Origin of the sequence: Kocuria subflava (genome assembly GCF_012163155.1) — a bacterium.
In the GTDB taxonomy this organism is placed as follows: Bacteria; Actinomycetota; Actinomycetes; order Actinomycetales; family Micrococcaceae; genus Kocuria; species Kocuria subflava.
The window spans coordinates 64,039-78,010 of sequence record NZ_JAAVUN010000010.1 but is presented as its reverse complement, the minus strand read 5'-3'; the positions used below and the strand labels follow the sequence as shown (position 1 = coordinate 78,010).

11 protein-coding genes and 2 tRNA genes are annotated in these 13,972 nt (G+C 63.0%); 4 read left to right on the top strand and 9 right to left on the bottom strand.

The window, feature by feature from the left end:
- Positions 1-3: 3 nt before the first annotated feature.
- The 3 genes from GTW58_RS14580 to orn form a co-directional block, all read right to left on the bottom strand.
- Complete coding sequence (locus GTW58_RS14580) at positions 4-141, bottom strand: hypothetical protein (RefSeq protein WP_232818008.1); 138 nt, start codon at positions 139-141, stop codon at positions 4-6.
- A 455-nt stretch (positions 142-596) separates the two neighbouring features.
- Positions 597-672 (bottom strand) — tRNA-His (locus tag GTW58_RS06750).
- Between the two features lie 101 nt (positions 673-773).
- On the bottom strand, positions 774-1,424 hold the full coding sequence (orn, locus tag GTW58_RS06745; RefSeq protein WP_119932740.1) for an oligoribonuclease: 651 nt from the start codon (positions 1,422-1,424) through the stop codon (positions 774-776).
- A 194-nt stretch (positions 1,425-1,618) separates the two neighbouring features.
- On the opposite strand from orn, the gene mptB reads away from it, so the two are divergent.
- Complete coding sequence (gene mptB, locus GTW58_RS06740) at positions 1,619-3,190, top strand: polyprenol phosphomannose-dependent alpha 1,6 mannosyltransferase MptB (protein WP_232818007.1); 1,572 nt, start codon at positions 1,619-1,621, stop codon at positions 3,188-3,190.
- 4 nt (positions 3,191-3,194) lie between these two features.
- Here the strand turns inward: mptB and GTW58_RS06735 are convergent, their stop codons facing one another.
- The 5 genes from GTW58_RS06735 to GTW58_RS06715 all read right to left on the bottom strand — a co-directional run bounded on the left by GTW58_RS06735 (position 3,195) and on the right by GTW58_RS06715 (position 8,725).
- On the bottom strand, positions 3,195-6,575 hold the full coding sequence (locus GTW58_RS06735; protein WP_119932739.1) for a DNA polymerase III subunit alpha: 3,381 nt from the start codon (positions 6,573-6,575) through the stop codon (positions 3,195-3,197).
- A 59-nt stretch (positions 6,576-6,634) separates the two neighbouring features.
- A complete protein-coding gene (locus GTW58_RS06730) occupies positions 6,635-6,907 on the bottom strand; it encodes a DUF6504 family protein (RefSeq protein WP_156125559.1) in 273 nt (90 codons plus the stop codon).
- Between the two features lie 274 nt (positions 6,908-7,181).
- Positions 7,182-7,730, bottom strand: coding sequence for a pyridoxine/pyridoxamine 5'-phosphate oxidase (locus GTW58_RS06725; RefSeq protein WP_119932762.1), 549 nt, complete (start codon positions 7,728-7,730; stop codon positions 7,182-7,184).
- 132 nt (positions 7,731-7,862) lie between these two features.
- A complete protein-coding gene (locus GTW58_RS06720; protein ID WP_119932738.1) occupies positions 7,863-8,396 on the bottom strand; it encodes a hypothetical protein in 534 nt (177 codons plus the stop codon).
- Between the two features lie 256 nt (positions 8,397-8,652).
- A tRNA-Arg gene (locus GTW58_RS06715) sits at positions 8,653-8,725 on the bottom strand.
- Between the two features lie 216 nt (positions 8,726-8,941).
- Between GTW58_RS06715 and ssb the strand changes: the two genes are divergently transcribed.
- Positions 8,942-9,685 (top strand): single-stranded DNA-binding protein, encoded by a 744-nt coding sequence (gene ssb / locus GTW58_RS06710; RefSeq protein ID WP_119932737.1) that lies wholly within the window; start codon positions 8,942-8,944, stop codon positions 9,683-9,685.
- A 68-nt stretch (positions 9,686-9,753) separates the two neighbouring features.
- A complete protein-coding gene (gene ettA / locus GTW58_RS06705) occupies positions 9,754-11,436 on the top strand; it encodes an energy-dependent translational throttle protein EttA (RefSeq protein ID WP_047689538.1) in 1,683 nt (560 codons plus the stop codon).
- Between the two features lie 101 nt (positions 11,437-11,537).
- Here ettA and mmuM read toward each other — a convergent pair whose 3' ends face one another.
- On the bottom strand, positions 11,538-12,467 hold the full coding sequence (gene mmuM, locus GTW58_RS06700; RefSeq protein WP_119932736.1) for a homocysteine S-methyltransferase: 930 nt from the start codon (positions 12,465-12,467) through the stop codon (positions 11,538-11,540).
- A gap of 51 nt (positions 12,468-12,518) precedes the next feature.
- On the opposite strand from mmuM, the gene GTW58_RS06695 reads away from it, so the two are divergent.
- Entirely contained in the window at positions 12,519-13,940 is a 1,422-nt protein-coding gene (locus tag GTW58_RS06695; RefSeq protein WP_198673422.1) for an amino acid permease, read from the top strand.
- Positions 13,941-13,972 lie beyond the last annotated feature (32 nt).

The window sequence follows — 13,972 nt, the reverse complement described above, 5'->3', positions numbered from 1 at the left end:
CTGCTAAACCCGGATCTTCACCAGTTCGGCGAGCTTGGGGTCAAGGCCTGCGGCCTTGACGGCCTCACTGAGCTGGGAATCGAGGTCGACCACCTGCTGGTAGGCAGCTGGGTGGTTCTTGGTCAGATTGACATGCGGCATGATGCCGTCCCTTCCTCAGGGTGGTACCGATCGTGAGGTGCAGCGCAGCGGAGCACGTGATCCCCGTGGGTGGCGGCTGGTTCCGGGGGAGTGCTCTAAGATGTCAAGACTAGGGGCTGATACTGACGGCACAGGGCAGAACGTCTTGTCACAGCCTTGAACGTGACGACCGTGACAATCGTGGCTGCAACTGGCACTGGCACTGTGGATGTCGCCGCCGCCAGGGCTGAAGCCGTGAAGGTGTGGGGGCCTGTGCCGCTGGGCACGGTTGGGCCACCGCGATGTTCAGTTCCGACCGCGCAAGACCCGTGTCAGTGGCGCAACTGCACATACCGGTGGCGCAAGCGCACATCCCTGCGGCTAACCTCCACATCGCATTCGGGCAGGCCAGTGGGCAGGCAATGAAACAAGGTCGGATCCTCCCGATGTCCCGGGAAGATCCGACCTTGTGTGCATGGGGTGAGCGACGGGGGTTGAACCCGCGACCTCCTGGACCACAACCAGGCGCTCTGCCGACTGAGCTACGCCCACCAAGATGCGTTTGACGGTGACGGTGTGAACCGCCCGCCGTGAAAGCAACGCGGACCACTATAACCCATGAACGCAGGGTGTGTGTGCCGCGTGTGAGATGGCTAGCTTTCGGGGTTGGCGGCCGGGGCGTCGTCGTCGGCTCCGGTGCGGGAGGCGACGATCTTGGCGGCCACCTCCTTGGCTGCATCCGAGGTCGGCCCGGGATCGGGGACAAAAACCGCACCGCGGTAGTACCGCAGTTCGTCAATGGAGTCCTGGATGTCACCGAGGGCACGGTGGTTGCCGGTCTTGGGCGGAGACTGGAAGTAGGCCCGCGGGTACCAGCGGCGGGAGAGCTCCTTGATGGTGGAGACATCAATGACCCGGTAGTGCAGATGCTCCACCAGCGCAGGCATGTCCCGGACCAGGAAGGTGCGGTCCGTTCCCACTGAGTTGCCGGCCAAGGGCGCCTTGCCGGGCTCCGGGACCCACTCACGGATGTAGTCCAGAACCTGCTGCTGGGCCTCCTCCATGGTGGTGCCGTGGGGGAGTTCCTCCAGCAGACCGGAGGTGGTGTGCATGTTGCGCACAAAGTCGTTCATCTGTGCCAGGGCTGCGTCCGTGGGTTTGATGACCACGTCCACCCCGTCACCCAGGACGTTGAGCTGGTCATCGGTCACCAGAACGGCAACCTCGACCAGGGCGTCATCCTCCAGGGAGAGCCCGGTCATCTCGCAGTCGATCCACACGATTCGTTCATTCGAAATAGCCACCCACGCAACTGTAATGCCAGTCTCTTTCGCATGGCTCCCCGGTAACTTCGGTGTGCCCCCGGTAGGATGGCCCACGATCGACCGCAGATTCACGGCCTTGGACCGCGGGCATCCTCCCCTCACTGTGTTGCAATCACGCGGTTCACGGAGTGGCTGCCACGCACCCGCCCCCGGGCCCACATCAGAGGGGACCTGTGTCAGCAGCCAACGCCGACTCCAGCGCCGCGGCCACTGAGCCCGGTACGACGACGGATGCCGTAGTCATCTCTCAGCAACGACTCCGGCGGTCCCCGTTGCGCACCGTGATTGCAGGAACCGTGGGTTCGATTCTGCTGTTCGTGGGTTCTCTGGGTGTTGGGTGGTTGGCAGCGGTCTCCGAGCTGCGGCAGAACCCGATGGTGATCGCACTGCGGTTCACCACCCCCGGCGCCATCATCTCCATCATCTTGGTGGCCCTGGGTGGGATGCTTCTGGTGCGTGAATGGTTGCGGCTGGGCCAGAAGCTCAACCACTGGGGGCCGGACACCCGCAAGTGGATCAATGCCGCCATGATTGCGTGGTCGCTGCCCATGATGGTGGCCATTCCCATGTTCAGCCGGGACATCTACTCCTACATCGGTCAAGGCCGTGTGATGCAGTCCGGGTTGAATCCCTACGAATACGGCGTCTCCTACATTGAGAACTTCTTCCAACTGGGCGCTGACCAGCTGTGGAGTGAGTCCCCGCCGCCGTACGGGCCGCTGTTCCTGTGGATGGAACAAGGGGTTGTGGCCATCACGGATGCCCAACCGGATCAATCGGTGCTGTTGTTCCGTGCGTTGTGCATCATCTCCGTGATCGCCATGGCCTGGATGATCCCCAAGTTGGCTCGGATGCACGGAATCAACCCCACCCGCGCCCTGTGGTTGTCCGTGGCCAACCCTCTGTTCCTGGTCAACTTCATCCTGGCCGCCCACAACGACGCCATCATGATCGCCCTGGCTCTGGGTGGCGTGCTGGCTGCGGCCACGTGGCGCAACTGGAAGGGTGGTTTGCTGGGGGCATTCCTGGTGACCATGTCTGTGGCCATCAAACCCATCACCTTGGTGTTCTTGCCGTTCATCGGTCTGCTGTGGGCCGGTAAGGGCGCCTCCTGGCCACGGAAGTTCCTGATCTGGTTCCTGACCCTTGCCTGGTCCGTGGTGATCATGGCGGTCATGGGACTGGTCTCCGACTTCGGCTTCGGCTGGGTTTCGGCCATGTCCACACCCGGTTCCGTGTTCATCTGGTACGCCCCCGTGGGCATGTTGGGCCTGTTGGCCAGTGCCGTGGTGGGCCTGCTGGGCGGCAACGGCGGGGAAGCCATGGACCTGGTCCACAGGATCGGCCAGCTCATGGCGGTGCCGGTGATTCTCTACATGATGTTTGTTGGCAAGGATCAGAGGATCATCTGGCGTTTGACCTGGTCGTTTGCGGCAATCGTGATCTTTGCACCCATGATTCAAGCGTGGTACGTGGTGTGGCTGATTCCGTTGTTCGCGGTCACCGGGATCCGCTCCGACTGGCAGGTGGACGTGCTGTTCTTCCTGACCGCGTTCTTCATGATCTACGCGGTTTCCGATCAGATTGACGTCTTCCCGTACCTGGACATCGACCTCAGCTCCGGACGGACCATTGCCGCGGTGATCGCCATTGCCTACGGCGCCTACCTGTGGTTCCTGGACCCCGCCACCAGACGGTTGTTCCGCGGCAAGTACCGCCACACGTTGCAGTCCACGGTCATCTGAGGGCTCACACTGCAAGGCGGATCACCTCCGCACCGGTGCGGGCGTCGTCGTTGTGGTGGGTAGCCGGCCCCACGACGACGGCGGGGCTGGGCACCTGCTGGCCCATGGCATCCGGCAACGCCAAAAGATCCCACGCCATGGAACCCACCACGCTGATCCCACGGGCACCCTCCCGTTTGGTCACGCCGCGGACCAGCATGTAGTTGGTGCGGAACACCTTGTTCTTGATCCGTTCCTGGGCATCCGGGAAGAACACCGTGTTGGAAACCCCGGTGCCATCGTCCAGGCTCACGAACACCACCCGTTGACCACTGCGCATGGGTGGGGTGTTGGTGGCCCGGCGCACCCCAGCGATCAAGACCTCCGATCCGTTGGGCAGATCCACCAGATTCTTGGCGGGCACCACCCCCAACCTGCGGAACAACGGGTGGAAACGCTGCATCTGGTGTTCGCTGACACCCAGACCCAACTGCTGCAACTCCAGATCCACCTGACGCTGACCGTGCAGATCCAAGGCGGTGACACCGTCCAGGACAGGTACCGGCACCGCAAAGTCCAGGGACAACTGGTGGCGCGGGACGTGCTCAGCAGGGGCACTCATGGAACGCACATAGGTCAGAAGGTCATGACGACGGCTGCGGTCATAACCGATGAAGGCATCCAAGGCGCCCACCCGGGCCAAGTTCTGGAACGTGGTGCGGCGGGGACGGACCTGATCACGGAAGTCGTGAAGGGTTCTGAAGGGCTGGAACTCGGCAATCCGTTCCCGTTCGGCCTCCGTGCTGCCCATCAGTTCCCCCAACGCCATACGGATCCCGGTACGCCCATCCGGCAAAGGGTGTGTGGCGTACTCCAAGCCGGAGTGCTGGACGTCCATGGGCAACAGCGGAATGCCCAGGCGGCGGGCCTCCGCCACCAAAAGGTCCTTGGGCCACATCCCTGGATCATGGGTCAGCAGACCCGCCAGGAACTCAGCCGGGTGATGGGTCTTCAACCAGGCACTCTGATATGTGGGCAGGGCAAACGCTGCACCGTGGGCCTTGGCGAACCCGAAGGACCCGAACCCCTCAAGAATCATCCAGACCTTGTGCAACGCGGCGGGATCGAATCCTCGCTCCGGGCCCTTGGAATACACCAGGTCCTGGATGAACGGCATTTTTTCCGGTTTGCCCAACCAACGCCGGTAGACATCAGCTTTGCCCAGACCACAACCGGTGACCTGGTCAAGGATCTGCATGACCTGTTCGTGGAAAACCACCACCCCCTTGGTCTCCCACAGGAAAGGCTTGAGCCGCGGGTGGATGTAGTCCGGACGGGCATAACCGTGACGGGCCGCCAGATAGTGCTGCGGCATGTTGTTCTTCATGGGGCCTGGACGGAACAGGCTGATGTCCACGGTCAGGTCATTGAACTTCTCCGGTTGCAGTTTGCCCACCAGCTCCATCTGACCGGGGGACTCCACCTGGAAGATCCCCAACGTGTGGGTGGTGCGGATGGTCTGGAACGTGGGCTCGTCATCCAGGGGAATCCGGTCCAGATCAATCCGCTCACCGGTGTTGCGCCTGATCTCCTCCACGGCGAAAGCCATGGAGGACTGCATCCGAACCCCCAGGATGTCCAGTTTGATCAACCCCATGGGGTCCATGTCGTGTTTGTCGAACTGGGACATGGGCAGCCCCAACCCGGAGTGCTGGACCGGGGTGCGCTCCAGCAGGGAGGTGTTCGAGAGGATCACCCCGCACGGGTGCATGGAGATGTGCCGGGGCAGGGAGTCCAACCGTTGTGTCAGTTCCACCAGCAGGTCCAGTTGTTGGGACCCGCGGACTTCTTGGGCAATCTCCTCCAACTCGGGTTTCTCCTCAAGTGCCTGGCGGAACTGTTTGGCATCAAAGCGCCACAGTTCCTTGGCAATGCGGTCGATCTGCTCCTCCGGCAACCCCAGGGCCAACCCGGCATCCCGGACCGCACCCCGGGACCGGTAGGTGTTGGTCATGGACATCAGGCAGACCCGTTGGTCCCCGAACTCCTGGAACAACCGGTGGTAGATCTCATGGCGTCTGGCTGATTCCACGTCAAGGTCGATGTCCGGCAAGCTCAGGCGTTCCGGGGAGAGGAAACGCTCCCACAACAGCCCGTTGGACAACGGCTCAACGCCGGAAGTGCCCAACAGGTAGTTCAACACCGACCCCACACCCGAACCGCGGGCCTGGATCCGGATGCCCATGGACCGGATGATGTCCGCCACACGTGCCACGGTCAGGAAGTAGGAGGGAAACCCCAGATGCTCCACGGTGGCCATCTCATGGGCCAGGCGTTCTTCCACTTTCCGGCGCATGGAGGGCGAGGCCCGCGGGTAATGGTGGTCGATTCCGGACCGGGCGCGCTCCCACAGGGCAGTCATGGGATCCCCGGTGATACCGATCACGGAGGCCTCCGGCATCTTGGGCTGCCCCCACCCCAGGTCACTGACGGGATCCAGCGCGCAGCATTCGGCCAGACGTTCCGTGGCGCCCAGAAGGTCCCCGGCGTTGCGCTGGTGATCACCCACTGTGACCACCATCCGGGCAACCTTGAGCATCTCCGTGTCCGGTTTCAGCCACGCCTGCCCGGTGGGGTCAAGTTCCACCACCTCATCCAGTGGCAGCAGGGCGCGGGTGGAATCAGCAACATCTGCCGTGACCGCTTCCTGCGGTTGCCCGTAACGCACCGCGTTGGTCAGCACCGCAGGCAGGGACACGGCCTCTGCCAGCCCCAACATCCTGGTGGCCGGGGTGACGCTGCCTGGTTGTCCAGGCTCAGCCAGATGGCAGACCACCTCAAGGTTCAAGGACCCCGCTGGCATGGTGCGAACCCATCCACTCAGGGCGTTCTTGGCTGCAGCCAGCTGGCGTCTCTCCACCAGCTTTCCCACGTCTGAGGCGGGGCCCAACAGGACGCTGAGCACAGGGGAGTGCGCTGCATCTGATGAACTGGCCGTTGGCGAACTAGCGCCGGGAGGATCATCTGCTCCCCAGCCGGCTGCATGCCGGGCCAGCTCGGTCCGACTGATGGACGGGTGTTTGCTTCCCGCAGCATGAGCAGCTGAAACCACCCGGCACAATGCTGCGTATCCGGCACCGCCCAGATGGCCATGAGCCAGGACGACCACCCGCCCCAGAGGAGCGCCGTCGTCGTGATGAACAGCCAGGTCCACACCCAGGACGGGGGCCAGGCCGGCCTGAATGCAGGCACCAATGTGTTTGACGGCACCGTACAGCCCGTCCCGATCGGTCAGGGCAAGCGCGGGTGCGCTGTGGGAGTGGGCCAACTGCACCAGACGCTCCGGGGAAGTTGTGCCGTAATGGGCGGAGAATCCGGAATGGACGTGCAAGTGCGTGAAGGACATGTGCGACTCGGTTGCTACTGGGTGTTATCGGTGAAAGTTCCTCCTGATCTGGGCGGTCACTATTCCCACTGGACGTACAACGCCCATCCACCGTCCGGGCGGCGAAGGAGATCGTAAAGGCGGAACTCAGCGCTGTCGCAGGAGGCCTCAACCCGCCACAACTCCTGATCTATCCGGGCAAGATCCCCGGCCTCCCGCCACCACTTGCGGCGTCGGAAGAAGGCTTGAGGTACGCCCACCACCTCGTACTCGTACGGGCCCCACATGAAAGATCGCGGCTCACCGTCAGGGGCGACGGCCACCGAAATCGGCTGGTCGATCATTGTTGGCATGATCACAACCTCCCCATCCATCCGAACATGTGTTCGAGTGTATGGATGGGTTCGGACAGCACAAGAGGTGGGGCAAAGGCGCTGATGAAAGCGGAATTGTTGCCTGTGGGCAGTCACCCAGGCACCCCTCCGCGTTCAGCAACCACCTACCCACCCACCTTCCCCCGCCGAGTTGGCCGTTTGATCGCCCCTGAGCTCTGAGGGGCGATCAAACGGCCTACTCGGCGGAAGGGGTGAGGTGAATGGTCACTAGACGGGGCGGGGTGGGCGGTCGTCAGGTCACGGACCAGCCGTCCTGAGTGCGTCGATAGACAATGCGCGTGTGGCGCCGGTCGGCAGCACCCTGCCAGAACTCCATGCGACTCGGGTCGATCCGCCACAGTCGCCAATCGTCGGGGTTCACGTCATCTCGTGCGGCGGGGCTGCGCGCCTCCAGATCGGCTCGCGTCTGCGCCTCATCAGCCTCGACGACGACGCCCCTGACCCGGACTGCTCTTGCCATCGGCTGCCACCAGAGATTCAAGGCAGCTGAGGGGTTGTGCGCCAGCTGACGTCCCTTCCTGCTGGAGGCCAGCCCGGCAAATGCCCACCCGTGTTCATCCACGTCTTTCAGAAGGAGAGTGCGGGAGTCGGGAACACCGTCGTCGTCAACCGTGGCAACGGTGGCGGCCAGCGGTTCGGCGACGCCTGCTGCCAGTGCGGCATCCAGCCAGGAGTAGAACATGGTCACGGGCTCTGACGGGAGATGTTCCAGATCTGGTGGGGCAGCAGAGCCAGTCAGTGAAGGAATGGTACGTAGCCGTGCAGCTGAGTTCTTGCCCATGAGCGCAGTGTTGCAGGTGACCACCAAATGGCCACTGCCCTCGCACATTCCGTTGACTGGTCAGTTTCCTAGCTCGTCAGCGCTGATGGGCTAGGAAATTGGCAACTCGGCGGACGCAGGTGAAGGGGGCAATCAACGAACCTTATCCAAGAGTTCGGCCATGGGGCGGGGGATCCAATAGTGCTGCCCATCCCAGTTCCAGATGTAGGACCAGTCCCCATTGCCCTTCTTGTTTGTGTATCGAGGAAGTCGGGCGGCCTTCGTGGCACGACCGGCTGCGCCGAACACTCCCGCCAGCCCGCTGGCTGCCTTGCTGTTACGTGTGACAGCTATCAGTTCTTCGGGTGACATGTGATTCAACTTGTCGCCGTCCAGTGCACGGTCGATGAGTGCGCCCAGTGTGTCTTTACCGTTGTCTGACAGATGGTTCCAGAAGGTAGCGGCCAGCACCTGGGCGTTGCTGTCTTGTATCCACCTCGCGACTTCATCGCCGTCCACTTCTAGAGGGGGCTGGGTGCGGGGGGCTGACTCAACATGGGCTCCCGGTGTGCTGTCTGCCATGAACTCTCCAAATTTCTGGTAAAACTCCGCGATCCTGCTCTCAGGGATGGGCACTGTTACTTCTTTCATGAGATACCTCTGGCTCGTGGTTTCGATGTCTGACATGGAGGGTAGACGTGAATACGAAGTAAGTCAATGCGCTCCCCAGATAAGTCATGCGGCGTCATTCCGTTGGCTGGTCAGTGTCCTCGCCCTTCCCCGCCGAGTAGGCCGTTTGATCGCCCCTGAGCGCCCAGGGGCGATCAAACGGCCTACTCGGCGGAAGGGCGGAAGGGTGGAAGGGCGGGGGAGCGCAGGGGGAGATGCAGGCAGCAAAAAGCCCGCCTGCCGCATGAGGGTCATGCGGCAGGCGGGCTGTGGGCGCCCCGGGAGGGAGTCGAACCCCCGACCAAGAGATTAGAAGGCTCCTGCTCTATCCACTGAGCTACCGAGGCCGGCCGAGACAGTCTAACCAACCTCCGGCCAGGCCTTGTTCCTCCACAGCGCACACGGTCCGCACAAGCCCCCAGAGGTTCTCCCCAGTTCGGCAGATGGCCTCAGTACGACCGCCCATGAACCGGTCACAGTGGGGTGAACCCTCCGGGGATCCGCCCCGGGTCAGGGACCACCTGGTCGGCCATCATGGCCCGGCCCTCTGATCAGGAGCACTCATGACTGACACGATCACGGTGCGCGGTTTTGTGGCCACCAGGCCCTCACTGCGCCAGACCTTCAACAACACTCACGTCTCCGACTTTCGGTTGGCCTCGACCTCCCGCCGTTACGACGCCGACAAAGGCGAGTGGGTGGATGCCGGCGCCACCAACTGGTACACAGTCACCAGCTACCGCTACTTGGCGGACAATGTGGCCGTGTCCTTGACGGTGGGGGACGCCGTTCTGGTGCATGGGCGTCTGAAGATCCGCGAGTGGACGGACAACTCCGGGCGCAAACGGCACACCGTGGAGATCGAGGCCACCTCCGTTGGACCGGACCTGGCCTTGGGCTCGGCCAAGTACAGCCGGGCAGGTGGAGGGCGCAACAACGGCGCAACCCAGGAGAACACCGCCTCAGGTGACCAGGGCGTGACCTCCACAAGCAACGACGACGCCCGGCTCCAGGAATCAGGCAACTCCCTCACCGGTGGAGGACCCGACCCTGAGTCGGCACAGACCTATGACTCTGAACCGAACTGTGACCCCGACACCGGTGAGGTGTTCGAAGAGGGGGAGGGCGGCGTCGTCGATCGGATGACCGCGTGGTCTCCGGAGGATGACCCCATGACCGGTGGTGTGGGTCTGCAGCCAGGGGAGGTTGCTGATCTGAACCAGGAATCCCGGGTGGAGTTCCATCTGAACGAGTCCGAGGCGGATGCCGAGCAGGGGGCGGATGTGATGAGCGGCTCTACGCGATGAGGAAAACCGCCGGTGCCCGGGCGGTGCGGATTCCCCGGGCACCGGCGGCCACGGGTAGCCTGGTGGTCATGGCGGAATTCATTTACACCATGAACAAGGCCCGCAAAAAAGTGGGCGACAAAGTCATTCTGGACGACGTCACGATGTCGTTCTACCCAGGCGCCAAGATCGGCGTGGTGGGGCCCAACGGTGCCGGTAAGTCGACCATCCTGAAAATCATGGCCGGCCTGGACGAGCCCTCCAACGGTGAGGCACGTCTATCCCCGGGGTACACGGTGGGCATCCTGCTGCAGGAACCGCCGCTGAATGAGGAAAAGACCGTGCTCGGCAACGTTGAAGAAGGCGTTGGTGAGATCAAGACCAAGCTGGACCGTTTCAACCAGATCTCGGAAGAGATGGCGCAGCCGGATGCGGACTTTGATGCCCTGATGGAGGAGATGGGCTCCCTGCAGACGGACATTGACGCCGCCAACGCCTGGGACCTGGACTCCCAGCTGGAGCAGGCCATGGACGCACTGCGTTGCCCGCCCGGTGACACCCCGGTGACCAACCTCTCCGGTGGTGAGCGCCGCCGCGTGGCACTGTGCAAGCTGCTGCTGGAGAAGCCCGATCTGCTGCTGCTGGACGAGCCCACCAACCACCTGGACGCCGAGTCCGTGCTGTGGCTCGAGCAGCACCTGGCCTCCTACCCGGGTGCCGTTCTGGCCGTGACCCACGACCGTTACTTCCTGGACCACGTGGCCGAATGGATCTGTGAGGTGGACCGCGGCCGCCTCTACCCGTACGAGGGCAACTACTCCACCTACCTGGACACCAAGGCCAAGCGCATGGAGGTCCAGGGCAAGAAGGACGCCAAGCAGGCCAAGCGCCTCAAGGATGAACTCGACTGGGTGCGCTCCAACGCTAAGGGGCGTCAGGCCAAGTCCAAGGCACGTCTGGCTCGTTACGAGGAAATGGCGGCTGAGGCGGAGAAGACCCGGAAGTTGGACTTCGAAGAGATTCAGATTCCCCCGGGACCGCGCCTGGGCAGCCAGGTGATCGAGGCCAAGAACCTCAAGAAGGGCTTTGGCGACCGCGTTCTGATCGACGATCTCTCCTTCACGCTGCCTCGTAACGGCATTGTGGGCGTGATCGGCCCCAACGGCGTGGGCAAGTCCACCCTGTTCAAGACCATTGTTGGTCTGGAGCAGAAGGACGACGGCGAACTCAAGGTCGGCGATTCCGTCAAGATCTCCTACGTTGACCAGAACCGCGAAAACATTGACGCAGAGAAGTCCCTGTGGGAAGTTGTCTCCGACGGTCTGGACTTCATCAACGTGGGCCAGGTGGAGATGCCTTCACGTGCCTACGTTTCCGCGTTCGGTTTCAAGGGCCCGGACCAGCAGAAGAAGGCCGGTGTGCTCTCCGGTGGTGAGCGCAACCGCTTGAACCTGGCCCTGACCCTCAAGCAGGGCGGCAACTTGCTGCTGCTGGATGAGCCCACCAACGACCTCGACGTCGAAACCCTGGGTTCCCTGGAGAACGCTCTGCTGGACTTCCCGGGTTGTGCCGTGGTGATCTCCCACGACCGCTGGTTCCTGGACAGAGTGGCCACTCACATCCTGGCCTGGGAGGGCACGGAAGAGGACCCGGACAACTGGTACTGGTTCGAGGGCAACTTCGAGTCCTACGAGGAGAACAAGGTGGAGCGCCTTGGCCCGGAGGCTGCACGTCCCAAGCGTGTGACCCACCGCCGCCTGACCCGCGACTGAGGCGTGCCCCGCGACTGAGGCGTGCCCCTCGGTTGAGGTTTCCACCGGGCATCTGCCCGCGAACCCTCATGTGACTCGCTCATCAGCAGTTGATGGGCGAGTCACATGAGGCTTCGTCGTATCTGGGCCGTGTCTGCAGGCGCGGTCCGGCAGCATCCGCCCATCAGGCGCACTCCCAGTTCCAGCCAATCCTCCACAAACGCGGTGAACCGCGCCGACGACGACGCCGCAGTCCACGTCTTGGTCTGCGCATGATAGGTGTCCCCGGAGTTCGGGTAGCAGGCCAACGGCAGGTTGGTGCGGGAACCCATGAGCGTGAGCGCCGGGGTGAGAACTTCCGGGGCCACGCAGTTGACGCCCACAGCCACCAGAACGGAATGCTCGGCGGCCCACTCATCCACCCAGTCCACGGCATCAGCCAGTGGCGTCCCATCCGCCAAGGTGGAGGTGTCCCTGAGCTGGAAAGACACCCACGCCTGCGCCTGAGGAGCCAACTCCTCCAGCAAGGCCAACACTGCCTGGACCTCGTCCAAACGGGGCTGGGTTTCCACCGCGAACAGCGTGAGGCCTGCTGCCAACAGAGCCTGAACTCGCGGGCGGTGGAACTCCTGAAACTCCTCCGTGCTGAGTTGATAGGCGCCTGTGTACTCCGAGCCGTCGGCCAGATAGGCCCCGTACGGGCCAAGGCTTCCCGCCACCAACGTGGATCCGGTTTCTGAACCATTCGGCTCTGCCAGAACCGCGTCCTGCGCCAGAGTGGCACCGCGGGAGATGAGGGCGCGGGCGTCGTCGGCGGAGAATCCGGCTGCCATGAATCCAGGCACGGTGGCTTGGTAGGTGTTGGTGGTCAGCACCTGGGCGCCGGCTTGCCGGTAGGCGCGGTGCACGGCACGGACCGCGTCCTGGGCGCAATCCAGGGCCAGCGCGCCCCACAACTGGTTGGAGGTCTCCACGCCGTGTTTTTCAAGTTCTGTTGATATTGCTCCGTCCAGAACAACCACTTGGTGTTGGAGCAGGTCACGCAGGGTCATGTAGGCAACGCTACCGCCGTGGGTTGCCCGGCCCGCACTTAAGGTCTGACCATGACGACGCCCCAGAGCACCACGGAGACCACCTCGGAACCGGTCTCCAGCGAACCTTCCCTGCGCCGCAAAATGGGAACCCGTCACCTGATGATGATCAGCTTTGGCGGGGTGATCGGCACCGGGCTGTTCCTGAGTTCCGGTTACACCATCAGCCAGGCCGGCCCGTTCGGTACCGTCCTGGCCTACGCGGTGGGTGCGGTGTTGGTGTACCTGGTGATGATGTGCCTGGGCGAGTTGTCCGTGGCGATGCCGCAGACCGGCGCCTTCCACGTGTACGCCACCCGGTTCATCGGACCGGGCACCGGCTTCACCGTGGCCGTCCTGTATTGGCTGACCTGGACCATTGCGCTGGGGTCTGAGTTCACCGGTGCTGGGTTGATCATGCAGCAGTGGTTCCCGGACACGGAGGTGTGGGTCTGGAGTGCCGTGTTCATTGTGCTGATCGTGACCTTGAATGCCATCTCCGTGCGTGCCTTTGCTGAATCGGAAACTCTGCTCTCCGGGATCAAAGTGGCCGCCATCATCCTGTTCATCGTGTTGGGTGTCCTGGCGATCGTGGGGATCATCAACGTCCGTGGGTACGACGGCGCCCCCGGCTTGAGCAATCTGACCGATGGCGGGTTGTTCCCCAACGGCATCGGTGCCGTGTTCGCCACCATGCTCACCGTGACTTTCGCGTTCTCCGGAACGGAACTGATCGGCATCACCGCTGGCGAGACCAAGGACCCCACCCGCACGGTGCCCAAGGCCATTCACGCAACCCTGTGGCGTCTGACCGTGTTTTTCATCGGCTCGATCATTGTGATGGCCGCATTGATTCCGTGGAAGGAAGCCGGGGTGGATGAGAGCCCCTTTGTGACTGTCTTCCGGTCCATGGGCATTCCGTTTGCCGCGGACATCATGAACTTTGTGATCCTGGCCGCCATTCTCTCGGCCGCCAACTCCGGGCTCTACGCCTCCACCCGCATGCTGTGGTCCCTGTCCAACGAGGGCACCATTCCGGCGGTGTTCCGGCGCACCAACCGATTCGGCGTGCCGTCCGTTGCGCTGGCCGCTTCCATGGTGGGTGGCCTGCTGGCGCTGCTCAGCTCGGTGTACGCCGCAGAGACCCTGTACCTGGTGCTGGTCTCCATCTCTGGTTTGGCCGTGATGCTGGTGTGGGTGGCCATCGCGTGGTCCCAGCTGAACTTCCGGCGTCGGTGGATTGCCGAGGGCCACAGCGTGACCGAGCTGGCCTACCGGGTTCCCGGCTACCCCGTGGTGCCGATTCTGGCGCTGGTCATGAGCCTGGCCTCGTGCGTGCTGATCGTCTTTGACCCCAACCAGCGTGCCGCCCTGTACTGGACCGTGCCTTTCGTGGCCCTGTGCTACCTGACCTACGCGGTGCTGAAACGACGACGTCGAGCGGCCACCGCCTGACCCGCGACTGAAATTTCACGCAGCACTTGTTC